This is a genomic window from Mucilaginibacter lacusdianchii, assembly GCF_009770985.1.
GTDB lineage: Bacteria > Bacteroidota > Bacteroidia > Sphingobacteriales > Sphingobacteriaceae > Mucilaginibacter > Mucilaginibacter lacusdianchii.
The window spans coordinates 870,020-891,455 of the sequence record NZ_WSRW01000001.1 but is presented as its reverse complement, the minus strand read 5'-3'; the positions used below and the strand labels follow the sequence as shown (position 1 = coordinate 891,455).

The following is a 21,436-nucleotide window of genomic DNA, read 5'->3' as shown; positions in this document are numbered from 1 at the left end:
TACAATTTAGAAATACATATCAAAAAAGAAAGGCCCCAGCTGTATAAGCCAGAGCCTTAGATATATATGATGGAGTTAATGAGCTTAAAAATCGAACTTCACGTAAGTACGTATACCCCACTCCGGAGCGTTTGGATGATCGAGGTATGAAAAACGTCTTACCAGATCAACACGTAGTAATTTAAAGATATTGGCTACCCCAACGCTGCCTTCCATATAAGCGCCATTGTTTAATGAGTAGGTAGTAGCTAAACCTTGCGTATTGGTTGGGAAACGCAGTAATGACGCATCATTGGTTGGGTTGTTTTCGCTACGTACGCCACCCCAGATACTTTTAAAGTTTACCACCTCGCGCCATTTTAGCTTTTTCAGTAACGGTACTTTGTTAAACAAAAAGCCATTGAAGTTATGGTCGATAGTTATGCTCGCATAATGGTCGCTCACAAATTCCTGGAAATTCATCATGTTAAATGACTGGAACTGGAAAGCGTAGCTTTGGTTGGCACGGTGAATATCAAGCAATGGAAAAGGCACCCGGCCAAACAGGTAACCACCTTCGGTGCTTACATCGGTAAAGCCCAACTGTGAGGCATAAAAGCGCTTGCTGATGTTAGCGGTTACATTTTGGTAATTGTAATCGCCGCCCAGCAGGCCTTTAATGCCCTGGTTGTAGCGTAAGGTAAATATAGGGTACTTGTCTGGAATAGGTGTGCGGTATAATTTGCCCTGATAGAACTTCTCTTTCGGCGCATAACGTAGCTCTAACGATACCTCGCTGGTACGGATCCAGTTTACATTGTTTAAGGTTCCGTTAGGCAACAAGTTTTGGAATACCAGTGAACCAGCAGGGCTTTGGTTCCATTTTTTGAATCCAACTCTGTATGAAAAATGGTTCAGATACTCTTTTACATAATCTAACCTGAAAATGTCATTGTACAACCACTGGTCATTTTCGCCACGTTTAAAGGATAGCAAAAAATTGTCTTCCTGTACAAACTGCAGTTCCTGACCCGGAACTTTGGTGTCGTGCTGAAAGCTGGCCCGGATATAGTTTTGTGGGAACGAGTATATAGATTTGTTGTTCAGTGAATACGTAGAGCTTAAGAAATATTTGAACTTTTGGTCGCGTGTGCCGTAGGCTCCGTATGTTTCAAAGTAATACCGTTTGCTTAAAGACGGTGTAGTACGCCCACCTAAACGGCCACGGAAACCTTCAACCGGGTTAAAGCTGTAAAAGGTATTTACCGGGCCCATTTCAAACGGCCCAAAGTTTTTGTATCCGGCAATAAACAGTGTAGCTATATCCATCGTTCTTTTAAAAGATGGGATAGTTTGCAAGCTATCAATGTTTTTGTAAATACCTGCAGAAGATGCATCCAATGTATCTGGGCGGCTGCGTAGCCAGTAATCGTCATCTTTACCGTCAGAATTGTTGGCATATACCAAAGATGCGCCTTCATAAGTTTGCTTAGGCCTTGGCGAGTTGATGACATAGTTGGTAATAGTTACCAACCGTTCGCCGTATACGCCACCACCGTGTCCGTCTTTATTTAGGCCAAACTCCATTTTAAGATCACTTTGGCTTAGGTGATAACGGCCGTCAGCATTTTTATCGAATGATAAAGCCGCCTGCATCTGGCGCACAAAGTTAAGGTTGATGTTTTTATTAACCGTAAGCAATGCGTTTTGAACGGCGTAGTTGCCATCCATGGTAATGTATATCTTACCCTCAAACAACATATCGGTAGTGTTGCGCGGGGTAAAGCTCAGCTCAATCAGTTGCGGCGATTGATCTTTGATGGTATCGGTAATAAAAAATTTATAAAAAGTTGGTGCACCATCTGCAATAGGGCTTAGCAACTGGTTGCTCAACAACGATACATTGTTATCGTAGATATTGATATCCTGATACATGCGGTTAAAGTATACATTCAAACCTTGGTTGTCTACAAAGTTTTCATCATATTTAACCTGCTTGTGGGCTTCAATAACCTGCTTTTTAGTAAAAGGTGCTTTGCGAAAATAGTTTTCCGAAAGCTTCTCTTCCTGATATATAGGCAGCATATTTTTACCACCCATAGCGGTTGTGTCTTGCTGTTGGCGAAATAAAAACTGGTAGTTTTTAAAGATGCGCTTGTTTCTAAACTTGTCCGACAGGTTGCTTAGTGCTACATTCATGCGTTCGTACTGGCGGTACTCGGCAAAATTGTAGTTCTCCATCTGGTTTTGCTTTTTATGGGCAATTACCTGGCGAATCAGTTCAACAGCGGGGTTGTTTTTGTTAGTGTATTTTTTCTTTTTAGCACTTTTTACCACTACATCGCTCAGTATCTGGTTGTCGGCGGTTAGGGCCACATTAATTACCTGTTCGGTACCTGGGGTAATGTTGCGAACTACGGATCTGTAGCCTACAAATGATACCTTGATTTGGGTATAGCTGCCGGTGGTGGTCAAGCTATAACGGCCCTGATCGTTAGTGTTGGTGCCTTGAGTGCTGTTTACAAAGGAAACGGTTACATAGGGTAAGGTTTCTTTAGTTTTAGCATCTGTAACCGTACCTTTTACAACAGTATTTTGGGCATACAGTAAATTAAAAGCGCTGGTAAGCAGAACTAGTAATATGGAAAATTTCTTAAACGTCTTCATTGTCTTGTGAGCAAAAGTGATAGTGCAAAGGTGGGGCTATGACCAGCAGCCATCCATTAACATATATCAAGAAGTGCTATTGACGTTTGTCAAGCTTACCTGTTACAGGGGCAGGTAAATTAATATATGAATGGGCTTAGATAAGTACAGCCTTTTTTTGAACACGTCAAAGTTGCATCAAACAAAAAAATAGTACAATATCAAACTATTGGAATTACAATTCGCTTATAATACTATTACATTAAGCTTACAATTATGGCGAGCCTTTTTAAGGCGTTTAATTTTTAATATAATTTTTAAATTATTGAGTATTGAAGTAGCCCGGCAAAAAATTGTGTTAATGCTAAGTGGCGGCACGTTTTCTAGTAAGGTTGAGATTAATTATTGGATTTATCATCCTTATTAGTTCGGCTTATGCGCAACAGACAGTGGTGTTGCCTATGTTGGTGGTTATTGCGGCAACTTAGTTAATCATCAGGCCATTAAGGCTAATAAAATCACTCATCATTGTATGCTTCTGCCGATGTTTACAAAAGCTAGCTGTATCATGAATATTATAAATACAGGGATTCGGTATTTGTAAAAGCTTAGCGCTCCATTTTATCTGTAAGTGGTCTAACTTCTTGACTAGTTTGTATTTTTTTTCCGGATAGATCATACCAGTCATTCAGGCACCGGTTGCAAAAGTATCTGCGTATAGGTATAAAAAACAGGATGTATTTTGTAAAGAAGCCTCTGGGGATACGGGAGTAATCTGCTGCTGTGCAATGAGGACAAATTATGCTAGGCATAGATGCTACATTAATATTAGGTGAAGTTGTTTAACCAATTTGAAAATAATTTGTTTTCTTATATTAAAAAGTTGCGTAGTGTTTGGTGTAACGCAGTTTTTTGTAAATTACATCAAAAATGAAAAGGGAGCGTTTATAAAACACCCCCTTTTTATTTACCACTGGTTGTACGGACGTACAGACAGCGATGAGTTATAATACCGGTTATCGCCGGTTACTTCCTCGGTTATCCAGGGTGGAAATTGTATTTCTTCGTCTTCACTGTGCAATTCAATTTCGGCTACAATAAGGCCTTGATTGTCGCCGGCAAATTCATCTACTTCCCAAACCTTACCCATAAATGGAAAACGCACACGGGTTTTCTCTATGCACTTGTCGGCAAAGTTGTCTAATAACTCAGCTGCTTCGGCCACAGGTATTTCATACTCATACTCTTTGCGCGAAAAGCCTTCTGTTGCGCCTTTGATGGTAATGTAACCTTTAATGCCAGCCACCCGTACTCGCACCGTTTTTTGCGGGCTACTCAACAAGTAGCCTTGCCGGTAAGGTACGGCTTTCGGCTTTTCGGCCCGATGCCATAGGTTGTGGTCCACTAAAAATTTACGCTCAATTTCTACACCCATTATCGTTTATTTTTGATTGGCTTGCTGCTTCTCTTCTTTTGGTTTTTTCGGTTCAGGAGCGGTTACTTTAGCCCTGAAATTTTCAACCAAAGATGTAATTTCTTTTCGCAGTTGCTGATCGGTACGGTTTAATTTACTTAATATCGCTTTATTTTGGGCTTGCTCGGTTTTAAATAATTCTATAGCCAAAATGTTATCATGCCAACGGCCAATGCTATCTTGTAACTGATTTAGGTAGGTATGGTTAAGCTGCAGCTTTTTGGGTAAAGCCTTACCTGCTATTTTCTGATTATACATCAGCAGCTTTATTTTTTTACGGCAGTCATGCAGGCTTTCATCAAACACAATATTTTCAAAAAAAGCTTCGATGGCATCCAGGTTGTTCACATAAAATTGACGGATGGCTTTATTGTCCAGCCGATGAACATCACGATTAATTTGCGTGTGCGACCGCTTTATCTTTTTAATATGCTTAAAGCCTTTGGCTTTAAACTCTTCGGTGCCATTTTGCATTATCTGCTGCTGATGTTGCTCAAAGTCGGCGCTTTTTAAATGATATTGTTCGCTTAGCTGCAGGTTTACGTAGGCATTGCGAATATCACCGGCCTCGCGGAAAATTTGCTTTACCGGTTTAAAATCTTTCATTAATTTATGGTTTTTATTGCCGCATTGCAGCATTTGTATTAAAGCTTTTAGCTTTTTAACCTGTACCCTAAATTGATGCAACTCTTCCTGGTCAGCTGATTTTAAGAAACATTTTACATGCGCTTTCAATCCCTTCCACTTTTTATTAATCTGCTTCTTCTCTTCCTTCTTTTTCATGTAAAGCTATGTTATTCCGTTCCGCTCCTAAATTTAAGCAGATAACGGTAGTGATATAGGAAAATTAATTATTATGTAATAAACAAATGTTTGTGATGGGGTATTTGTTTAAGTATTAGTATCTTCAATTTATAAACCACCTAATAAACCTTACCGTATGAAACCTTCTGTTTGTAATAAATATACCAGTTATATAACTAACGCTGGAAGTATAGCATTACTTTTTATGCTGTTGCTTTGCAATAACAGCATGGCGCAAATGCAAAAAAACATGCTATATGGTGCTCCGGTTATGAGTGCCGAAAAAGCAACCAGCAGTTATGAGAACTGGCTTTTTTATGAAAGCCACTATCTAAATTTATCACCCAACTTTTTGCCTCTTGATGTTGACTACCAGATTATTTCAAAAACGAAATTTTTAAAGCAATTAATGACACGGCAGTATTTGCCGCTTAAGCTAAACCCGGCCAACGGTAGAGTTACCTATCAGTTAGTGCAATTAAAACCTAAGGTGGGCAATGGCTACCGGGCAGTTATAAAGCAACTGGCTGAGCAAGAATATCATGATCATGTACAGGCTTTCAGAAAAATGCCTGCTTTTAATTTTGTAGATGTTAACGGCAAGGTGTATAACAGCGAAACTACCAAAGGCAAGATATTAGTATTGAAAACCTGGTTTATAAAATGTGAAGCTTGCGTAGATGAAATGCCCAACTTAAATGAGCTGGTAAACCGATATCATAACCGGAAAGACATACTTTTTTTAAGTCTGGCGTTGGATTCTAAGAAAGATTTGCAGGCGTTTTTAAAAAATACACAGTTTAATTATGCTGTTGTACCTAATCAGGAAAATTATATTCAGAAACAACTTTCTGTGAATGAGTATCCAACGCATTTGCTCGTAAACAAGCAGGGGGTAATCACTAAAGTAACTAACTATATAGGTCCGCTCGAAGCCGCTTTGAAAGGCGAGCTAAGCCGGTAGTAATTTGATTAGACACACCTAACCACACAAACTCATATTCTGCTTGTTTAATTGCGATATGCGCCGGTTACTGCAAAAGCTTTTTTCTAAGCCGCTTATTCGGCTGGCCGATAAATATTCATCGCGGCCAGATAAACAGCGGGTGCATGATGCGCTTTCTGAGTTGTATCAAAAAGTTAATAATAAGCCCGGTGATAGGGGTGTGGTTATTCCGTTTCAACCAGAGAAAGATAAATTTATCATCTTATCTGATCAGCACAAGGGCGCTCGTGATTACTCTGATGATTTTACTTTGTCTGAAAAGAACTATCTGGCTGCTTTAGATTATTACAATCAGCAGCAATACCATTACATCAATTTAGGAGACAGTGAAGAGTTATGGGAGAATGGCCTTTCCTCTGTTATAAAACATAATCGAAATACTTTTGATAAAGAACGGCAGTTTTTAGAGCGAAGTGCCTTTATTAAAATATTTGGTAACCATGATTTGTACTGGGATAACGACCCGCTGGCCGCATTAAACTTAAAATTAATTTACAAAACCAACGTGAAAATTTATGAGGCCGTTGTTTTGCAAACTAATGTAAATGGCGCACCCTTATCAATTTTTTTAACCCACGGCCATCAGGGTGATTTGCAAAGCGATGGTAATTGGTTTAGCAAGTGGTTTGTGGCCAACGTATGGGGCCCTGTGCAATCCTACTTACGCATTAATCCAAACACACCGTCCTCCAATGATCATCTAAAAACAGTGCATAACCAGATTATGTACGATTGGAGCAGTTGCCAGCATAATTTGCTGCTGATTACCGGACACACGCACCAGCCCGTATTTCAGTCTTTAACACACTTAGAACGGCTGTACATTGATTTAGATAAAGCTAATAAGGCAAACGATCAAGCTAAAATAGAGCAGTTACGTAAGCAGATTAGTGTGCTGAATGAGAAAGGTGAGAACAAATTCAATTTTCCGGGCTATCAGCCAACCTATTTTAATACCGGCTGCTGCTGTTTTGATGACGGCGATATTACCGGTATTGAAATAGCTGATGGATACATGCGCCTTATTAAATGGGAATATAACTTACAAGGCGCATCAGAAAGGATAATTTTGGATGAAGCCCGACTGACAGATATTGCCGCCGGTTTAACCACGGAGGTTAACCCTCCAGCAAAAATACAAACAGTTCTTTAGGTCCGTGGGCGCCCATTACCAGTGTTTTTTCGATGTCGGCAGTGCGGCTTGGTCCGGTTACTGTAGTAACCATGCTAGGCAACCTGTTTTGGTATTTGTCTTTCAATACTTTAAACCCGTCTTTTAAATCCATAACCAGTTGCGAGGTGTAAGCCAGTACAATATGCACAGGTGGGTAAATGCTTAACCGTCTACCTGCCATACCAGCGTTAGATAACAGGATACTGCCATTACGTGCTATTAACGCTTCGCATAGTGTGAAACCAACATCGGCCAAATCAAAGTCTTTGTCAGTTTGATAGTAAGGATATTCGTATTGGTCTAGCAATTGTTGCAGGCCGCTTTCCCAGCAATATATTTTATGCCATTTGCGTTCTTCAGCAAGGTTTAGCAACGATTCAATAAATTGTATTTCATCTTCACAAAAAACAAACTGCCCGCCGGTAGCAATAAAGGCTTCAGCAAACATTACTTCCGGAATGTCGTCCTCTGTAGGTGCAGGGTATAAGGGCTGTTCCTCTAAATTTGGGTAAGGATTATCGCGACGTTCCAGTAAAGCTTTACGTACTTTTTTTAGTAATCTTTCTTTGGGCGTAGTGTTGTCTTTCATGGATAAAAATAAAAAGCCACTATGTTAATAGTGGCTTTAAAGATAAAAAGAATTATTTTCTTGATTGATTATTCTGCTGATTTGCCTTCAATGCGGGCAGTTTCAGGGTTCGTCAAGCTCTCCGGAATAGCATTGTTGTCAGTTTCCGGATTTAGCGCTGCTTCGCCGTTTACAAATTTATCATATGTAGTACGGTTATCAAACGGACGTTTACCCAACAGTTCTTCCAAATCGTGTTGGAATAATACTTCTTTTTCCAGCAATTTGGCAGCTAACAATTCTAAGCCTGCACGTTTCTCGTTCAGCAGGTTTTTGGTGCGCTGGTAAACATCGTCAATCAACTTGCGTACTTCAGCGTCAATCAGCTCAGCAGTAGTGTCAGAATAAGGTTTGTTAAACTGGTACTCGCCTTGCGGATCGTAGAATGACAGGTTACCTACCTTTTCGTTCATACCGTATATTTTTACCATGGCATAAGCAAGTTTGGTAATACGTTCCAAATCGCTTAACGCTCCGGTTGATATTCGGCCAAATACGATATCCTCAGCTACACGGCCACCCATAGATACTACCATTTCATCGTGTAACTGCTCAGTTGTATGTAAGAACTGCTCACGGGGCAGATATTGGGCGTAACCCAAAGCAGCAACACCACGCGGTACAATAGATACCTTAACCAGTGGATCAGCATGTTCCAGGAACCAGCCCGCAATAGCATGACCGGCTTCGTGGTAAGCCACAATCCGTTTTTCTTCTGGTGATATGATTTTGTTTTTCTTTTCCAAACCACCAATTACACGGTCAATGGCGTCTTGGAAATCTTGCATATCAACTGCCGCTTTGTCACGGCGGGCAGCAATCAGGGCAGCCTCGTTACAAACGTTGGCGATTTCGGCACCGGCAAAGCCAGGAGTTTGGGCAGATAATTTTTTTGCATCTACACCTTCGGCCAGTTTTAACGGACCTAAGTGTACTTTAAATATTTGCTCACGACCAATTAAATCCGGTTTGTCGATAGAAATCTGTCTGTCAAAACGACCTGGACGCAGCAATGCAGAGTCTAATACGTCCGGGCGGTTGGTAGCAGCCATGATGATGATACCCGAGTCGGTACCGAAACCATCCATTTCAACCAGCAACTGGTTCAAGGTGTTTTCGCGCTCATCATTACCACCTACAATATTGTTTTTACCACGGGCACGGCCAATCGCGTCAATCTCATCAATAAAGATGATACATGGCGCTTTGTCTTTAGCCTGACGGAACAAGTCACGTACACGTGAAGCACCAACACCCACAAACATCTCCACAAAGTCAGAACCTGAAAGGGAGAAGAATGGTACTTGTGCTTCACCGGCAACGGCTTTCGCCATCAGGGTTTTACCGGTACCCGGCGAACCTACCAACAGGGCACCTTTCGGAATTTTACCACCCAAGTTGGTGTATTTTTTAGGGTTTTTCAGGAAATCTACAATCTCCATCACCTCTTCTTTAGCCTCCTGTAAGCCAGCTACGTCATTAAAGGTAACGTTGATTTGTGCTTCTTTATCAAACAGCGTAGCCTTTGATTTACCGATGTTGAATATCTGACCGCCAGGGCCACCAGCACCACCGCCCGACATGCGGCGCATGATAAACAACCACAAACCTGCAAAAAGCACAACCATGATTACACACTGTACTAAAGTGTTTGACCAGATGTTTTCATGTGTTCCGGCGTACTCAACACCTACTTTCTGATTTTCTGGTATATCTTTTTGTGCAACTGCCAGCGATTGCTTTAAGCTTTCAAAAGAAGCATCGGTAAAGGTATACTGCGGACCGTCAGACGATACGTTGATTGTACGCTGCTGTTTCAGGTCGTTGTATTGCGATTTTTTTAAGCTATCTTTTTTAATATATACCTCAGCCACAACCCGGTCGCCGTCTTTGTAAGCAACCAGTTTATTTACGTCGCCACTGCGCAGCATATTTACAAAGCGCGGGTTAAAGTCAATTGGCTTACCGCCGCCACCGCCCCAAATAACGGGCACTACTAGAAGGGCCAAAATTACAATGGCATACAGCCACATAAAATTGAACCTGGGCGGGCGTGGACTTGATTTTCTGTTCGGGATCCGTCGGAAGGATCTCGGTCTATCTGGTTTACTATCTTTCATTTTACAAGCTCAAACTTATTATCTTATTGTTATATTTTTGCGGCTGCTAATTAAGCAAAATTAAGCGCTTTGGTAGTACTTAATTTCCGCATCGCCCCACAAATCTTCCACTCCATAAAATTCGCGCTTGTCAGTTCTAAATATATGAACCACTACGTCGATGTAGTCTAAGAGTATCCATTCGCTGTTTTGTAAGCCTTCCTTGCGCCAGGGCTCGGCGTTGGTAGCTTTAAAAATTTCCTCTTCCACACTATTGGCAATGGCCTTTACCTGCGTGCTGGAGTCAGCATGGCAGATGACAAAATAGTCGGATACGGAACTATTGATATTACGGAGGTCTAACCTTACAATTTCATTTCCCTTTTTTTCCTGAATACCGTGTATAGCTAGTTCAGAAATATAAGCGGATTCATTTAACACTTTGTTTTTTACCATTAAAAACTTTTAATTTTGAACGATTGATTATATAATCTTAGTACACTTTGCAAAATAACATTTTTTCAGGAGTATTTGTTGGACAAAATTTAGTTACCCTAAAAGAAGTTGACTCTACAAATACATTCCTTAAAAATATATTGGCAAAATCTGAGCCAGTATCCGAAGGAACGGTCATTATGGCAGAAAGCCAGATAGCCGGTCGCGGGCAGCAGCAAAATCGCTGGTACAGTTCAACTGGCGAAAGTTTGGCTTTCAGCATTCTGCTCAATCCCACTTTTTTGAAACCCGATCAGCAGTTTGACCTTACACGCGCCATAAGTTTGGGCGTGTATCAGGCACTTAACCCGCTGTTGGGAACGTCTCTTCGTATCAAATGGCCAAATGATATTTATATTGATAAACGTAAATTGGGCGGAATTCTTATTGAGAACCAAATACAGGGCAGCATCATCAAAAACAGCGTTATAGGTATCGGACTAAATATTAATCAGGCAAGTTTTCCAGAGTGGGTGCCTAATGCCGTGTCGCTGAAGCAAATCTTACATACAGATTATGATTTGAAAGCGATATTGTTTGAAATTTGCCGCGGTATAGCATACTGGTATGTTAAACTAAAAGCAGGTGAAATAAGTCTGATACGAGAGCAATACCTTAAAGCGCTTTACCGTTTTAATGAACCTGGCAAGTTTAAGGCGAATAGCGTAGAATTTGAAGGGACTATAAAGTCAGTACAGCCTAATGGATTGCTTGAAGTTTGGCATAACGATGAGCCCAAGCTTTATAATTTAAAAGAAATTGAATTTTTAAACAAATAACCTTTATGAAGAAATTACTATCCGTAGCTGTGGCGTTATTTTTTACCGTAGCAGCATTTGCACAAATTGAAACGCCGGTAAAATGGGCCTACGCTGCTAAAAAGATAAGTGCAACAGAAGCGGTTGTGTTTGTAAAAGCAACCATTGATGAAGGTTGGCATGTATACTCACAGCATGTGAAAGAAGACGGCCCATCGGCAACGGTAATCACTTTTGCTCCATCTAGTACTTATACGTTAATTGGTAAGCCTGCCGAGCCAAAGCCTATTACTAAATTCGAAAAAAGCTTTGGTATGAATGTGGGTTACTTTGAAAAATCGGTTGTTTTTCAGCAAAAAGTTAAATTGAAATCGCCAGGCCAAACTACCGTTAAAGGTAAAGTGGAATTTATGACCTGTAACGACCACAAATGTTTACCGCCCGACGATGTTGAATTTGCTGTTGCCGTTAAATAACTATACCACTGATGAAAACATGGCATAGCCGCACAGCGGTTAGATTTCTTTTTGTTCTGATACTTTGTATTTCGGCTTTTACACTGGTTGGTACGCAAACTGCCTGGGCGCAATCGTCAACAGCAGATACGCTGTTACCTACCAATGACGTTGATTTTACACCGGCTACCCCAAGTGGGCAAGAAACAGACGTAAAACCAACAGTAACCAAGCCTACCGAAAAAAAGGCTGTGGCCGCTACCGTAGTTAAAGCCACCGAACAGCCTAAAACCTTATGGCAAATATTCATCAAAGGTTTATTGGGAGGATTTGCGGCACTGATAATGCCTTGTATTTATCCTTTACTGCCATTAACGGTTAGCTTTTTTACCAAAAAAGCAGGTAGCCGCAATAAGGCGGTGCTGCATTCTTTGATATACGGTTTGTCTATCATTGTTATTTATGTGGCGCTGGGCTTTATTATCACTTTGTTGTTTGGGTCGGATGCCTTGAATTCATTAGCTACAAACGGCATATTTAACTTCTTTTTCTTTTTGCTATTGGTTGTATTCGGTGCATCATTTTTGGGCGCTTTTGAATTGGTACTGCCTAGCTCGTTAGCCAATAAGCTCGATGAAAATTCGGATAAAGGCGGCATGGCTGGTATCTTCTTTATGGCGGCTACATTAGTGGTGGTTTCCTTTTCATGTACCGGACCCATTATTGGTACATTGCTGGTTGACGCAGCATCTAAAGGCGAGCGTTTAGGTCCGGCTATTGGTATGCTGGGCTTTTCTGCAGCTTTAGCTATTCCGTTTACTGTATTTGCGTTATTTCCTTCAATGCTGAAAAGTCTGCCTAAATCTGGTGGTTGGTTAAATAGTGTTAAGGTGTTTCTGGGATTTCTGGAACTGGGCTTTTCACTTAAATTTTTATCCAACGTAGATTTGGCTTACCATTGGAACTGGCTGGATCGTGAAGTGTTCCTGTCTGTATGGATTGCGCTGGGTATTCTGTTAGGATTATATCTGATAGGCAAAATCAAATTCTCTCATGATAGTGATGTAGCCTACTTAACCGTTCCGCGTACTTTCTTTGCCATAGGCGTTTTTGCTTTTGTAGCTTATATGATTCCGGGCTTGTGGGGTGCTCCGTTAAAAGTGTTAAGCGGATTTTTGCCACCGCCTGCCACACAGGATTTTTATTTAAGTAATGCTGGTGGCGGTGCCGATGCGGCGCCTGTTCAGAAGGTTTCTATCAAAGAAAAGAAATACGAAGATGTGTTTTTACGGGGTAAACATCCTGGTTTAAACGAATGGTACGACTATGAGCAGGCTTTACAAGTTTCAAAAGAACTAAACAAGCCTGTTTTGATCGACTTTACTGGCTGGGTATGTGCCAACTGCCGAAAAATGGAGAATGAAGTTTGGAATGATCCGCAAGTTCATAAACGATTAGCTAACGACTACATAATGCTTGAGTTGTATGTTGATGAAAAAAAAGAACTTCCAGCTAATGAACAATACGTGTCTGACTTCAGCAAAAAGAAGATCAAAACGATAGGGAATAAAAACAGTGATTATGAAGCTAAGAATTTTAATGTAAATTCGCAGCCGTATTATGTCATTATCAACGCCAAGGGAGATGTATTGGTACCACCCCAGGGCGCCAATTATGATGTAAGTAATTACATAAAATTTTTAGACAGCGGCAAAGCCGCCTATCAAAATAACAATGGCCGAAATTAAAAATATTGGAGTTTATACTTCGGGAGGTGACTCACCCGGAATGAATGCTGCCATACGTGCCGTAGTGCGTACAGCTTTATATTATAATCTGGAAGTAACCGGTATCCGCCGTGGATATGCTGGTATGATCAGCGGTGATTTGTTTCCGATGGATCGCAAATCGGTAGCTAACATTGTGCAACGTGGTGGTACTATTCTTAAAACTGCCCGTAGCGAAGAGTTTCGTACACCCGAAGGCCGTCAGCAGGCTTACCGTCAGTTAAAACGCTATGGTATTGATGCCTTGGTAGGTATTGGTGGTGATGGTACTTTTACCGGCGCCAAAATTTTCAGCAACGAGTTTGATATTCCAATTGTAGGCTTACCTGGTACTATTGATAACGATTTGCAGGGAACCGATTTTACCATCGGTTATGATACTGCTATTAATACTGTTGTTGAAGCAGTAGATAAAATACGTGACACTGCCGAATCGCACGACCGTTTGTTTATCGTTGAGGTAATGGGTCGTGATTCTGGCTTGATTGCCTTACGTACCGGTATTGCATCAGGTGCCGAAGCTATTTTGATTCCGGAAACTAAAAACAACCTCGAAGCGCTGTATGAGCGTTTAGATCATGGCCGTCGTGATAAATCATCAAAAATTTTGATTGTGGCTGAAGGTGATGAAGCTGGTGGCGCATTTGAGATTGGTCGTTTGGTAAAAGAAAAATATCCTAACTACGATACTCGTGTATCTGTACTGGGCCACATGCAGCGTGGTGGTCATCCAAGCTGTATGGACCGCGTACTGGCCAGTCGCGTAGGTGTTGCCGCCGTTGAAGCGCTGATGCAAGGCCACAGTCATGAAATGATTGGTATCATCAACAACGAAATATCTTATACTCCGTTTGAAAGTGCTATTAAACACACTACCGAAGTGGATAATAACCTGATGAAAATTGTAGAGATTTTGTCTCTGTAATTTAATAAATAATAAACGAAAAGCCTGCAGCATTATCGCTTGCAGGCTTTGTTATTTTTACGGTATCCTAAATTTGGATACCGTAAAATAGCTGAATTGATTAGTTTATTCTTTCTAAATTTTTAAGTGCAGATGTTGGCACAGAATGGATGTCCATAATGTTCAACTCGGATGCTTGAGCAGTGTTTGTATTTTGCTGTAAGCTTTCATTAACAGCCAAATCGTTAATCTTGTACATAGCGCCACTAGCCGGATCAATAATGAGCATGCCAATTAAACCGCCAAGTAAAATATTGCCAAAATACCAGCCGTTAAGCTTGCTATTTAAAGTAACCACGCGGTCTTCATAGCCGTTCATGTGAAATTTAACCTGGTACTGGCCTTTAGCAAAGTAACCCGAGCTTGATTTTAGCTTAACTGTAGCGGGAGTGTTTCCCTGATAAACGGTCACGCCTTTTTTGTCTGTAATGGTAATGCTTGAACCAACAGGATTGCTATTAATAGCGACACTGTAATTGCTGCGACCAAAAATAGTAGCACAGCTTGAATTTAACACAGCAATAGCCATGAGCACGCACGAGATGCGTGAGAAGGATTTAATCATGATAAAGTTTAAATTATTCTACAAAGATAATTAGTTTTTTAAAAAGTGAAATAGCTGCTATAGTGGCTGTTAACTATTTAATTGTTATTGCTTGAGATATATTTAATTGTTTAAATATTTTCTTATCTTTGCGTCCCCGCAGAAGAAGCTCCGGGGGAATGTTGAATACATAACAAGCTAAAGAAAAAGAATGGCAACTAAAATCAGATTGCAAAGACACGGTAAAAAAGGTAAACCTTTTTACTACATTGTAGTGGCAGATGCCCGTGCACCACGTGATGGTCGTTTTATTGAGCGTTTAGGTTCATATAACCCAAACACTAATCCTGCTACTATCGACATTAACTTCGATAAAACTTTTGAATGGGTAAACAACGGTGCTCAGCCTACTGACACTTGCCGTGCTATCCTGTCATACAAAGGTGTACTTTACAAAAAACACTTACAAGGTGGTGTTAAAAAAGGCGCTTTAACGCAAGAACAAGCAGACGCTAAATTTGCTGAGTGGGTTGATCAAAAAGAAGGTAAGATTACCGGTAAAAAATCAAACTTAACCAGCGCTAAAGACGAAGCTCGTAAAGCTGCTTTGGCTGCCGAAGCTAAACGTAACGAGGACAGAGCTGCTGCTATAGCTGCTAAAAATACACCTCCTGCTGAAGAGGAAGCTCCAGCTGCTGAAGAAACAACTGAAACTGAATCAGCTGAGTAATCAGATACTATTTTACATCAATAGCGAAACAACTTTAACCAGTGTTTCGCTATTGTTATTTAAAGGCATTTGCAATACATGAAATCTGAAGAATATTTCAAAATAGGAACCATCCTGAAAACCCGCGGACTTAAAGGTGAACTGCAGCTTTATGTTGATTTTGATGGGTTGGAAAAAATAAAATACAATACTGTTTTTATTGACGTCGCCGGCAAACTGGTTCCTTACTTTGTAACCTCGGTTAAATATCCGCAAGCCAACACGGCTTACCTGTTTCTGGAAGAGGTGGATCATGTGGATAAAACCGCCCAGTTGGTTAAAAAAGAAGTGTACCTGCCTAATAAGCTGAAGCCTAAAAAGAAAAAGGAAGAGTTTTCACTGAGTGACCTAAAAGGCTTTATTGCTATAGACGAAACGCATGGCGAATTAGGCGAAATTACAGATGTAATTGAATACCCGCAGCAAACCATTGCTTCTGTACATTACCAGCACCGGGAGGTATTGTTTCCGCTTAATGCAGCCTTTATAAAAGGCATTGATGTAGAAGGCGGCGAGATATACCTTGATTTGCCCGAAGGGTTGCTGGATGTTTATTTGGGTTCTTAATATGGGTGTGTAACAGATAAACGAAAAGTCTGTATTCTTGATTTTTATATTCTATACTTTAACCAAATGCGTTTCGATATTCTAACTGTACTACCTGGCTTGCTCGAAAGCCCTTTTGCGCATTCTATATTACAAAGGGCGCAAAAAAAAGGCATCGCCGAAATACACGTGCATAACCTGCGCGATTATTCATCCAGCAAACATAAAAATGTGGATGATTACCCTTACGGCGGTGGTAGCGGTATGGTGATGATGATTGAACCGTTTGCAGCTTGTATCGAGAAACTGAAAAGTGAACGGGAGTACGACGAGATTATCTTTATGTCGCCCGATGGTGTAACGCTTAACCAGTCGATAGCTAACGAACTATCCATTAAAAAAAATATTATCATTTTGTGCGGGCATTACAAGGGGATCGATCAGCGCATTCGCGACTTGTATGTAACGCGAGAAATATCGATAGGTGATTATGTACTGTCGGGTGGCGAACTGCCGGCAGCAGTGTTGGTAGATGCCGTAGTAAGGTTAATACCCGGTGTGCTGTCTGACGAAACCTCGGCCTTGTCAGACTCCTTTCAGGGCGAATTACTGGATGCGCCAGTGTACACCCGCCCGGCCGATTGGAACGGACACAAGGTGCCCGCCATATTACTAAGCGGCAACACGCCCAAGATTGAAAAATGGCGTTTTGAGCAAGCCTTGGAGCGCACCCGCAAACGCCGGCCAGACTTGCTTGAATAGTGCTGAAAATAAATGTGGAAAAAAATAAAATACACTTTTAAAAATCAAATAAAATCCCTATTATTGCAATCCGATTTTTACGGGCTAAAAATCGCTTTAAGAGCTAAAAATCATGGATTTAGTAAAATTTGTTGAAGAGCAATCGGTAGTTAAAAAAGAAGTTCCTGCGTTTAAAGCTGGTGATACTGTAACCGTACATTATAAAATCAGAGAGGGTAACAAAGAGCGTATCCAGCTGTATCAAGGTGTAGTTATCCAACGTAACAGCGCTGGTAGTACTGAAACTTTTACCGTGCGCAAAATGTCAAACGGTATAGGTGTTGAGCGTATCTTCCCTATCAATTCTCCTAATATCGAGAAAATAGATGTAAACAGCCGCGGTAAAGTACGTCGTGCAAAATTATTTTACCTGCGCGAACTTACTGGTAAAGCTGCTCGTATTAAATCAAAAAGAGTTTAAGTTTTATCTCACGATATTGCAAAAGCCTTTTCAGCTCTTACAGTTGGAAAGGCTTTTTTGTGCCTTGCGGTGTGTAAGCGTTGGGTACAAGTACTTCTCTATATCTAATCTGTTATGCCGAACTTATTTCGGTACACCACAGGGAAGGTGGGGTTAGTTCCTTACAATTTTTGTTTTAGTATGTGAGGTATTGAAACAAGTTTAGCACGGAACAAACAGTATTTAAACTAAAAAGCCCGCTTGCATAAACAAGCGGGCTTTTATCATATTACCAGTTAAAGCCTTAAGCTTTCTTTGCATCAGCGCACATTTTAGCGCATTTTGCTTTGGTTGCAGCAGTAGCTTTAGTCATTTTTTTGCAGCAGTCTTTACCGGCTGTACATTTTTCTTTGCCTTTGCCCTTATCATGCGCAAAAGATTGGGTAGCTGCTACCGAGCATACTAACGCCATCATTAAGGTTAATCTTTTCATTATTGTTGGGTTTAAAAAAATTAAACGGGTTATGCTTGTTTAACGGGTAACTCAGCTAAAATGGTACGCCCACCTTTAACTTTTTCGCCTAAGCCAACAGTTACCTTTGAACCTAAAGGTAAGAAAATATCCACACGCGAGCCAAATTTGATAAATCCAAACTGATCGCCTTGGTGTACGTTTTGTCCTTCTTTTACATACCATACAATACGGCGGGCCATAGCACCTGCAATTTGGCGGAACAGTACCGGAATGCCCACTTGGTTTTCGATAACTACCGTAGTGCGCTCGTTATCGGTAGATGATTTAGGATGCCAGGCCACCAGGTATTTTCCCGGATGATATTTAAAATATTTAACCACACCCGAGATAGGGTTGCGATTAACATGCACGTTAATTGGCGACATGAATACCGATATTTGTATACGTTTGTCTTTTAAAAATTCTGGTTCTTCCACTTCTTCAATTACCACTACCTTGCCATCGGCAGGGCAAAGTACCATTTGCTCATCCTGACTAATGGTAATTCGGGGGCTGCGGAAAAACTGCAGAATGACAATAAACAAAAAAGCCGAAAGGGCATAAACAAACCAGCGCAATGCGTCTGAGTCAGGATAAAAGAAATGTACTGCTGCATTCAGTATAAAAATTACCAAAATGCACAGTGCCATTGAGGTATATCCTTCTTTATGAAAAGTCATGTTTAAATATAAAGTATGTAAAGTAACAAAAATACTAAATCGGTCACATTAGCCAATGTAAAAATTGCATAAAGCTTCGGCTACATTGATTATCTTTATGGTGTGCGGGTAGCTTTTACCGAAATTGTTCCTATTGCAGCACCCAGGCTTCCGGCCATATCTGCTCCTTCCAAAATATAGGTGTAAGTGCCAGCATTGTCGCTTGTATAAAAATTAATTGATGCTTTACCGTCTTTATCTGTTACAATGTTTGCGTCCCAGTGTATGGTAGATCGAATATCGGTCATGTCGGGCATGCTGTCGGGTTTATACCGTGGGGCATACAACGGTTTATATAGTGTAAAAGGTGTAGGCCTGAATACATAAGTGCCTACTGCTTTCTTCACAAACGGCCCGTGCCCGCTACGGGTGGTTACTTCGATAAAAGAATGTTTCCAAGATGTGGCAAACGGGCCTAAAAATTCTGAAGTATAGCGGCTGGTACGTGATGGATTACTCATTACTTCTATGCCCTTTATTTCTTCAGCGTCGTAATATTCAAAGTATTCATTTAAAAATTCAAATCTCGATGCGCCTTCAGGTAAAAAGAAGTCGGTGTTAATTCCGTCTATAACTAAATGTAATAAAGTGCCGAAAATGTGGTAGTAAAGTTCCCCTTCTTTAGTAGGTTTAACACCAAAGCCTTTAACCCGATTTCTTAACAAATCGCCTAAGGTGGTTCGGCCAGCTCTATTTAATTCCTCCTCATCAATTATCAAATCGGCTTCACCAGCACCGTTTAGGTTTTTAGAATCTTTTATGATGCGCTTACTTTTAATAACTACATCCCGAAGCAGGTTAGCTCCGGTAAGTTTTTCAAAGTTTTCTTGTAATACCACCTGCTTTTTAATAGCTGGTATACTATTGTTATCAATGTTCACATACCAAGGTATCAGCCGCTCGGTAGGTGGTGTAAAGGTGGGCGATTTAAATTCGTCCATTTCAATCCCCACATTAAAGCTTTTCCCTTTTTTGTTCTTGGCCTGCAAAAAGTAAACGGTAGTATCAGCAGGCGTAATTCCTTTAAAAGTAAAAACGCCCTCACTGTTGGTAACGGCGTCGGTTAGCGTTACTGGTTTTTTGGAAAATAGCGTTACGCCCGAGTTGGCAACAGGTTTATTAAACATGTTGGTAACGCGGCCCGATATGGTAAACTCCGGTTCGGCAATATATGCCAATGGCTTGGCAGGTAAAAATGCATCGTTCCAGTTATAATTAACCCATCCTTGTGCTAAAAGCAGGTTATCTAATTTATGCCATTTGATGCTATCTGCCGTGAAATTGTAATAATAGCCCGGATCTTCTACCGTTCCGCTTAAATCAGATGTAAGCAACATATGGTTAATTAATGAAGCATGGCTTATACTGTCTGTATTGACCTGAGTGTTATCAGTTACAGCCAATGAAAAACTGCCTTGCACTGGTGCTCCGCCGGCATCTGTTACCTGAATGTTTACAGCCACGCTATCCCGTTGTTTATACACTGGTTTATTGGCGCTAATGTTTATTCGCAAGTTGTCATTATGATCTATAAAGACAATTCTTTCATTCAGCGCTTTTTTATCAGTACTGGTTAGTGTGAAATGCGCAACGCCACTGGGGAAGTGCTTTTTACTTACAAAAACTTTTTTATGTATTGAATACATGCGTATGGCAGCGCCATAATATACCACACCGCGTGTGTGGCCTATCAAATAATAAGTACTGCTAACTGCTGCGATATCGGGCGTGGCGTTGAGTGTTATTTCAATCGAATCACTTTTAAAATGATTGTCTGCCTTCATAGTTATGCCCGAGGCTTGTACACCCGGTAAAGGATACGTTTTATAAGAGCCATCAGGTAATTTGATTTTAGCATGGTAAGTTTCGTTTGCTTGGGGCAATAGGTAGAAGGAGCCTATGCCTTTATGTATGGAGTTAAAAGCGGTAATTTTATGCTGCTGGCTGTCAAAAATTTCTCCGGATACGTCCGTGCCAGAGCCATCCTCATTTAATGCTTTAAAAGCTATAAGGGCAGGAAGACCGGCAACCAGGTGTCCACCTTCGGGCATAAATTGCAGGTCTATATAGGCTGGCCGGTTAAGTATAAAGGGTATATATATCTTTCTGTCGTTTTCGCCTTTGCGCAAATCTTGTATCATCAGCGAAAGGCGTTTGCTGTTGGCTTTTACCGGTAAGTCAAAATTAACAGCTAACTGGCCGCCCAAGTCAGTTTCCATCTCATTTTTCAATAGCGTTCTTTTTCCGTCGGTAAGCCTCAATTGTAATTTGCGTAACCCGGCGGGCGACTGGTCAAACTGATTAACCTGAAGGTTAAGCTGAATTTTACTTTTATCTGCATTGGCTGTAGCCTGCGCTTTGTAATTAATCAACCAATCCTTACTGCTCATATGACTTACCAGAAACTGCTTTCTGAAAACACTGGCTTCGCCAAAGTTGCGCATCCAGTTGGTATAAGCGCGTAAAATATATACACCTTGCGGAAAGCTCTTGCTATCCAATGCTATCTGTCCGGCGGCTAATCCGTTATAAACAGGATGAACGGTGCGTGTCATTACCCGGTTACTATCATTGGCTATTTCTATGTACATCACCCCGCTTTTTGCTGATGCATTTAAGTTTGAAGCCTGTAGCAAATAGGCTTTAAAGCGAAGGGTATCGTCCGTGGCATAATAATTTTTATCTGTGTGCAGATATAATCTTTCGGAAGCCCGAGTGGCGCTGAATTTATTTACTGCCGAAAAGATTTGGTTGATATGAGCCCTTGCCGAATCCTGGCCAAAAGCTGAGAAAAGGATACCCGCTAACAGAACATATGTGTGCAATAAGTACTTCAATATATTTATTGCGAATTGCTTAAGGCGATGTTGGTGC

Annotated in this window: 20 protein-coding genes; 10 read left to right on the top strand and 10 right to left on the bottom strand. The window is 40.9% G+C overall.

Features of this window, described 5'->3' with window-relative positions; translation table 11 throughout:
- Positions 1 to 84 precede the first annotated feature (84 nt).
- The 3 genes from GPM24_RS04065 to GPM24_RS04055 all read right to left on the bottom strand — a co-directional run bounded on the left by GPM24_RS04065 (position 85) and on the right by GPM24_RS04055 (position 4,882).
- The gene (locus tag GPM24_RS04065) at positions 85 to 2,646 is read right to left on the bottom strand and encodes a DUF5686 and carboxypeptidase-like regulatory domain-containing protein (RefSeq protein WP_158825450.1); all 2,562 of its coding nucleotides are present in this window, start codon (positions 2,644 to 2,646) and stop codon (positions 85 to 87) included.
- A gap of 946 nt (positions 2,647 to 3,592) precedes the next feature.
- A complete protein-coding gene (locus GPM24_RS04060) occupies positions 3,593 to 4,060 on the bottom strand; it encodes a CYTH domain-containing protein (RefSeq protein ID WP_158825449.1) in 468 nt (155 codons plus the stop codon).
- Positions 4,061 to 4,066: 6 nt separating this feature from the next.
- Positions 4,067 to 4,882 (bottom strand): CHAD domain-containing protein, encoded by an 816-nt coding sequence (locus tag GPM24_RS04055; RefSeq protein ID WP_158825448.1) that lies wholly within the window; start codon positions 4,880 to 4,882, stop codon positions 4,067 to 4,069.
- A 157-nt stretch (positions 4,883 to 5,039) separates the two neighbouring features.
- Here GPM24_RS04055 and GPM24_RS04050 point away from each other — a divergent pair, with 157 nt between their 5' ends.
- Both GPM24_RS04050 and GPM24_RS04045 read left to right on the top strand, forming a co-directional pair.
- Positions 5,040 to 5,867, top strand: coding sequence for a TlpA family protein disulfide reductase (locus GPM24_RS04050; RefSeq protein WP_158825447.1), 828 nt, complete (start codon positions 5,040 to 5,042; stop codon positions 5,865 to 5,867).
- 58 nt (positions 5,868 to 5,925) lie between these two features.
- Complete coding sequence (locus tag GPM24_RS04045) at positions 5,926 to 7,062, top strand: metallophosphoesterase (protein WP_158825446.1); 1,137 nt, start codon at positions 5,926 to 5,928, stop codon at positions 7,060 to 7,062.
- On the opposite strand, the gene GPM24_RS04040 is transcribed toward GPM24_RS04045, so the two are convergent.
- The 3 genes from GPM24_RS04040 to rsfS all read right to left on the bottom strand — a co-directional run bounded on the left by GPM24_RS04040 (position 7,028) and on the right by rsfS (position 10,266).
- The gene (locus tag GPM24_RS04040) at positions 7,028 to 7,672 is read right to left on the bottom strand and encodes a LutC/YkgG family protein (protein WP_158825445.1); all 645 of its coding nucleotides are present in this window, start codon (positions 7,670 to 7,672) and stop codon (positions 7,028 to 7,030) included. The two genes, GPM24_RS04045 and GPM24_RS04040, sit on opposite strands and share 35 nt — an antisense overlap.
- A gap of 68 nt (positions 7,673 to 7,740) precedes the next feature.
- On the bottom strand, positions 7,741 to 9,831 hold the full coding sequence (gene ftsH / locus GPM24_RS04035) for an ATP-dependent zinc metalloprotease FtsH (protein ID WP_158825444.1): 2,091 nt from the start codon (positions 9,829 to 9,831) through the stop codon (positions 7,741 to 7,743).
- A 60-nt stretch (positions 9,832 to 9,891) separates the two neighbouring features.
- Positions 9,892 to 10,266: a ribosome silencing factor gene (gene rsfS / locus GPM24_RS04030; protein ID WP_158825443.1), complete on the bottom strand. Its 375-nt coding sequence runs from the start codon at positions 10,264 to 10,266 to the stop codon at positions 9,892 to 9,894.
- A 47-nt stretch (positions 10,267 to 10,313) separates the two neighbouring features.
- On the opposite strand from rsfS, the gene GPM24_RS04025 reads away from it, so the two are divergent.
- Genes GPM24_RS04025 through pfkA form a run of 4 tightly spaced genes read left to right on the top strand, consistent with a single transcriptional unit; the run spans position 10,314 to position 14,230 of the window.
- The gene (locus GPM24_RS04025; RefSeq protein WP_158825442.1) at positions 10,314 to 11,084 is read left to right on the top strand and encodes a biotin--[acetyl-CoA-carboxylase] ligase; all 771 of its coding nucleotides are present in this window, start codon (positions 10,314 to 10,316) and stop codon (positions 11,082 to 11,084) included.
- A gap of 5 nt (positions 11,085 to 11,089) precedes the next feature.
- Entirely contained in the window at positions 11,090 to 11,539 is a 450-nt protein-coding gene (locus GPM24_RS04020; RefSeq protein ID WP_158825441.1) for a protein-disulfide reductase DsbD N-terminal domain-containing protein, read from the top strand.
- Between the two features lie 11 nt (positions 11,540 to 11,550).
- Positions 11,551 to 13,266, top strand: coding sequence for a protein-disulfide reductase DsbD family protein (locus GPM24_RS04015; RefSeq protein ID WP_158825440.1), 1,716 nt, complete (start codon positions 11,551 to 11,553; stop codon positions 13,264 to 13,266).
- Positions 13,253 to 14,230 carry a 6-phosphofructokinase gene (gene pfkA, locus GPM24_RS04010; protein ID WP_158825439.1) on the top strand — a complete coding sequence of 326 codons (978 nt, stop codon included), beginning with the start codon at positions 13,253 to 13,255 and terminating at the stop codon, positions 14,228 to 14,230. The genes GPM24_RS04015 and pfkA overlap by 14 nt, the downstream gene beginning before the upstream one ends.
- A 100-nt stretch (positions 14,231 to 14,330) precedes the next feature.
- Here the strand turns inward: pfkA and GPM24_RS04005 are convergent, their stop codons facing one another.
- A complete protein-coding gene (locus GPM24_RS04005) occupies positions 14,331 to 14,834 on the bottom strand; it encodes a peptidase associated/transthyretin-like domain-containing protein (protein WP_158825438.1) in 504 nt (167 codons plus the stop codon).
- A gap of 190 nt (positions 14,835 to 15,024) precedes the next feature.
- Between GPM24_RS04005 and GPM24_RS04000 the strand changes: the two genes are divergently transcribed.
- The 4 genes from GPM24_RS04000 (at position 15,025) to rplS (ending at position 17,350) form a co-directional block, all read left to right on the top strand.
- Positions 15,025 to 15,543 carry a 30S ribosomal protein S16 gene (locus tag GPM24_RS04000; protein WP_158825437.1) on the top strand — a complete coding sequence of 173 codons (519 nt, stop codon included), beginning with the start codon at positions 15,025 to 15,027 and terminating at the stop codon, positions 15,541 to 15,543.
- A 78-nt stretch (positions 15,544 to 15,621) separates the two neighbouring features.
- Positions 15,622 to 16,149: a ribosome maturation factor RimM gene (rimM, locus tag GPM24_RS03995; protein WP_158825436.1), complete on the top strand. Its 528-nt coding sequence runs from the start codon at positions 15,622 to 15,624 to the stop codon at positions 16,147 to 16,149.
- A 66-nt stretch (positions 16,150 to 16,215) separates the two neighbouring features.
- A complete protein-coding gene (trmD, locus tag GPM24_RS03990) occupies positions 16,216 to 16,890 on the top strand; it encodes a tRNA (guanosine(37)-N1)-methyltransferase TrmD (protein WP_158825435.1) in 675 nt (224 codons plus the stop codon).
- Positions 16,891 to 17,002: 112 nt separating this feature from the next.
- The gene (rplS, locus tag GPM24_RS03985) at positions 17,003 to 17,350 is read left to right on the top strand and encodes a 50S ribosomal protein L19 (RefSeq protein WP_158825434.1); all 348 of its coding nucleotides are present in this window, start codon (positions 17,003 to 17,005) and stop codon (positions 17,348 to 17,350) included.
- Between the two features lie 283 nt (positions 17,351 to 17,633).
- Here rplS and GPM24_RS03980 read toward each other — a convergent pair whose 3' ends face one another.
- The 3 genes from GPM24_RS03980 to GPM24_RS03970 all read right to left on the bottom strand — a co-directional run bounded on the left by GPM24_RS03980 (position 17,634) and on the right by GPM24_RS03970 (position 21,387).
- Positions 17,634 to 17,822 (bottom strand): hypothetical protein, encoded by a 189-nt coding sequence (locus GPM24_RS03980; RefSeq protein WP_158825433.1) that lies wholly within the window; start codon positions 17,820 to 17,822, stop codon positions 17,634 to 17,636.
- A gap of 29 nt (positions 17,823 to 17,851) precedes the next feature.
- The gene (locus GPM24_RS03975) at positions 17,852 to 18,523 is read right to left on the bottom strand and encodes a phosphatidylserine decarboxylase family protein (protein WP_158825432.1); all 672 of its coding nucleotides are present in this window, start codon (positions 18,521 to 18,523) and stop codon (positions 17,852 to 17,854) included.
- 95 nt (positions 18,524 to 18,618) lie between these two features.
- The gene (locus GPM24_RS03970) at positions 18,619 to 21,387 is read right to left on the bottom strand and encodes a carboxypeptidase-like regulatory domain-containing protein (RefSeq protein WP_158825431.1); all 2,769 of its coding nucleotides are present in this window, start codon (positions 21,385 to 21,387) and stop codon (positions 18,619 to 18,621) included.
- Between the last annotated feature and the right edge of the window lie 49 nt (positions 21,388 to 21,436).

Excerpts from the sequence above, each read along its gene's own strand:
- GPM24_RS04065 (WP_158825450.1), bottom strand. The coding sequence starts at position 2,646 with ATGAAGACGTTTAAGAAATTTTCCATATTACTAGTTCTGCTTACCAGC.
- GPM24_RS04060 (WP_158825449.1), bottom strand. The coding sequence starts at position 4,060 with ATGGGTGTAGAAATTGAGCGTAAATTTTTAGTGGACCACAACCTATGG.
- GPM24_RS04055 (WP_158825448.1), bottom strand. The coding sequence starts at position 4,882 with ATGAAAAAGAAGGAAGAGAAGAAGCAGATTAATAAAAAGTGGAAGGGA.
- GPM24_RS04050 (WP_158825447.1), top strand. The coding sequence starts at position 5,040 with ATGAAACCTTCTGTTTGTAATAAATATACCAGTTATATAACTAACGCT.
- GPM24_RS04045 (WP_158825446.1), top strand. The coding sequence starts at position 5,926 with ATGCGCCGGTTACTGCAAAAGCTTTTTTCTAAGCCGCTTATTCGGCTG.
- GPM24_RS04040 (WP_158825445.1), bottom strand. The coding sequence starts at position 7,672 with ATGAAAGACAACACTACGCCCAAAGAAAGATTACTAAAAAAAGTACGT.
- ftsH (WP_158825444.1), bottom strand. The coding sequence starts at position 9,831 with ATGAAAGATAGTAAACCAGATAGACCGAGATCCTTCCGACGGATCCCG.
- rsfS (WP_158825443.1), bottom strand. The coding sequence starts at position 10,266 with ATGGTAAAAAACAAAGTGTTAAATGAATCCGCTTATATTTCTGAACTA.
- GPM24_RS04020 (WP_158825441.1), top strand. The coding sequence starts at position 11,090 with ATGAAGAAATTACTATCCGTAGCTGTGGCGTTATTTTTTACCGTAGCA.
- GPM24_RS04015 (WP_158825440.1), top strand. The coding sequence starts at position 11,551 with ATGAAAACATGGCATAGCCGCACAGCGGTTAGATTTCTTTTTGTTCTG.
- pfkA (WP_158825439.1), top strand. The coding sequence starts at position 13,253 with ATGGCCGAAATTAAAAATATTGGAGTTTATACTTCGGGAGGTGACTCA.
- GPM24_RS04005 (WP_158825438.1), bottom strand. The coding sequence starts at position 14,834 with ATGATTAAATCCTTCTCACGCATCTCGTGCGTGCTCATGGCTATTGCT.
- GPM24_RS04000 (WP_158825437.1), top strand. The coding sequence starts at position 15,025 with ATGGCAACTAAAATCAGATTGCAAAGACACGGTAAAAAAGGTAAACCT.
- rimM (WP_158825436.1), top strand. The coding sequence starts at position 15,622 with ATGAAATCTGAAGAATATTTCAAAATAGGAACCATCCTGAAAACCCGC.
- trmD (WP_158825435.1), top strand. The coding sequence starts at position 16,216 with ATGCGTTTCGATATTCTAACTGTACTACCTGGCTTGCTCGAAAGCCCT.
- rplS (WP_158825434.1), top strand. The coding sequence starts at position 17,003 with ATGGATTTAGTAAAATTTGTTGAAGAGCAATCGGTAGTTAAAAAAGAA.
- GPM24_RS03980 (WP_158825433.1), bottom strand. The coding sequence starts at position 17,822 with ATGAAAAGATTAACCTTAATGATGGCGTTAGTATGCTCGGTAGCAGCT.
- GPM24_RS03975 (WP_158825432.1), bottom strand. The coding sequence starts at position 18,523 with ATGACTTTTCATAAAGAAGGATATACCTCAATGGCACTGTGCATTTTG.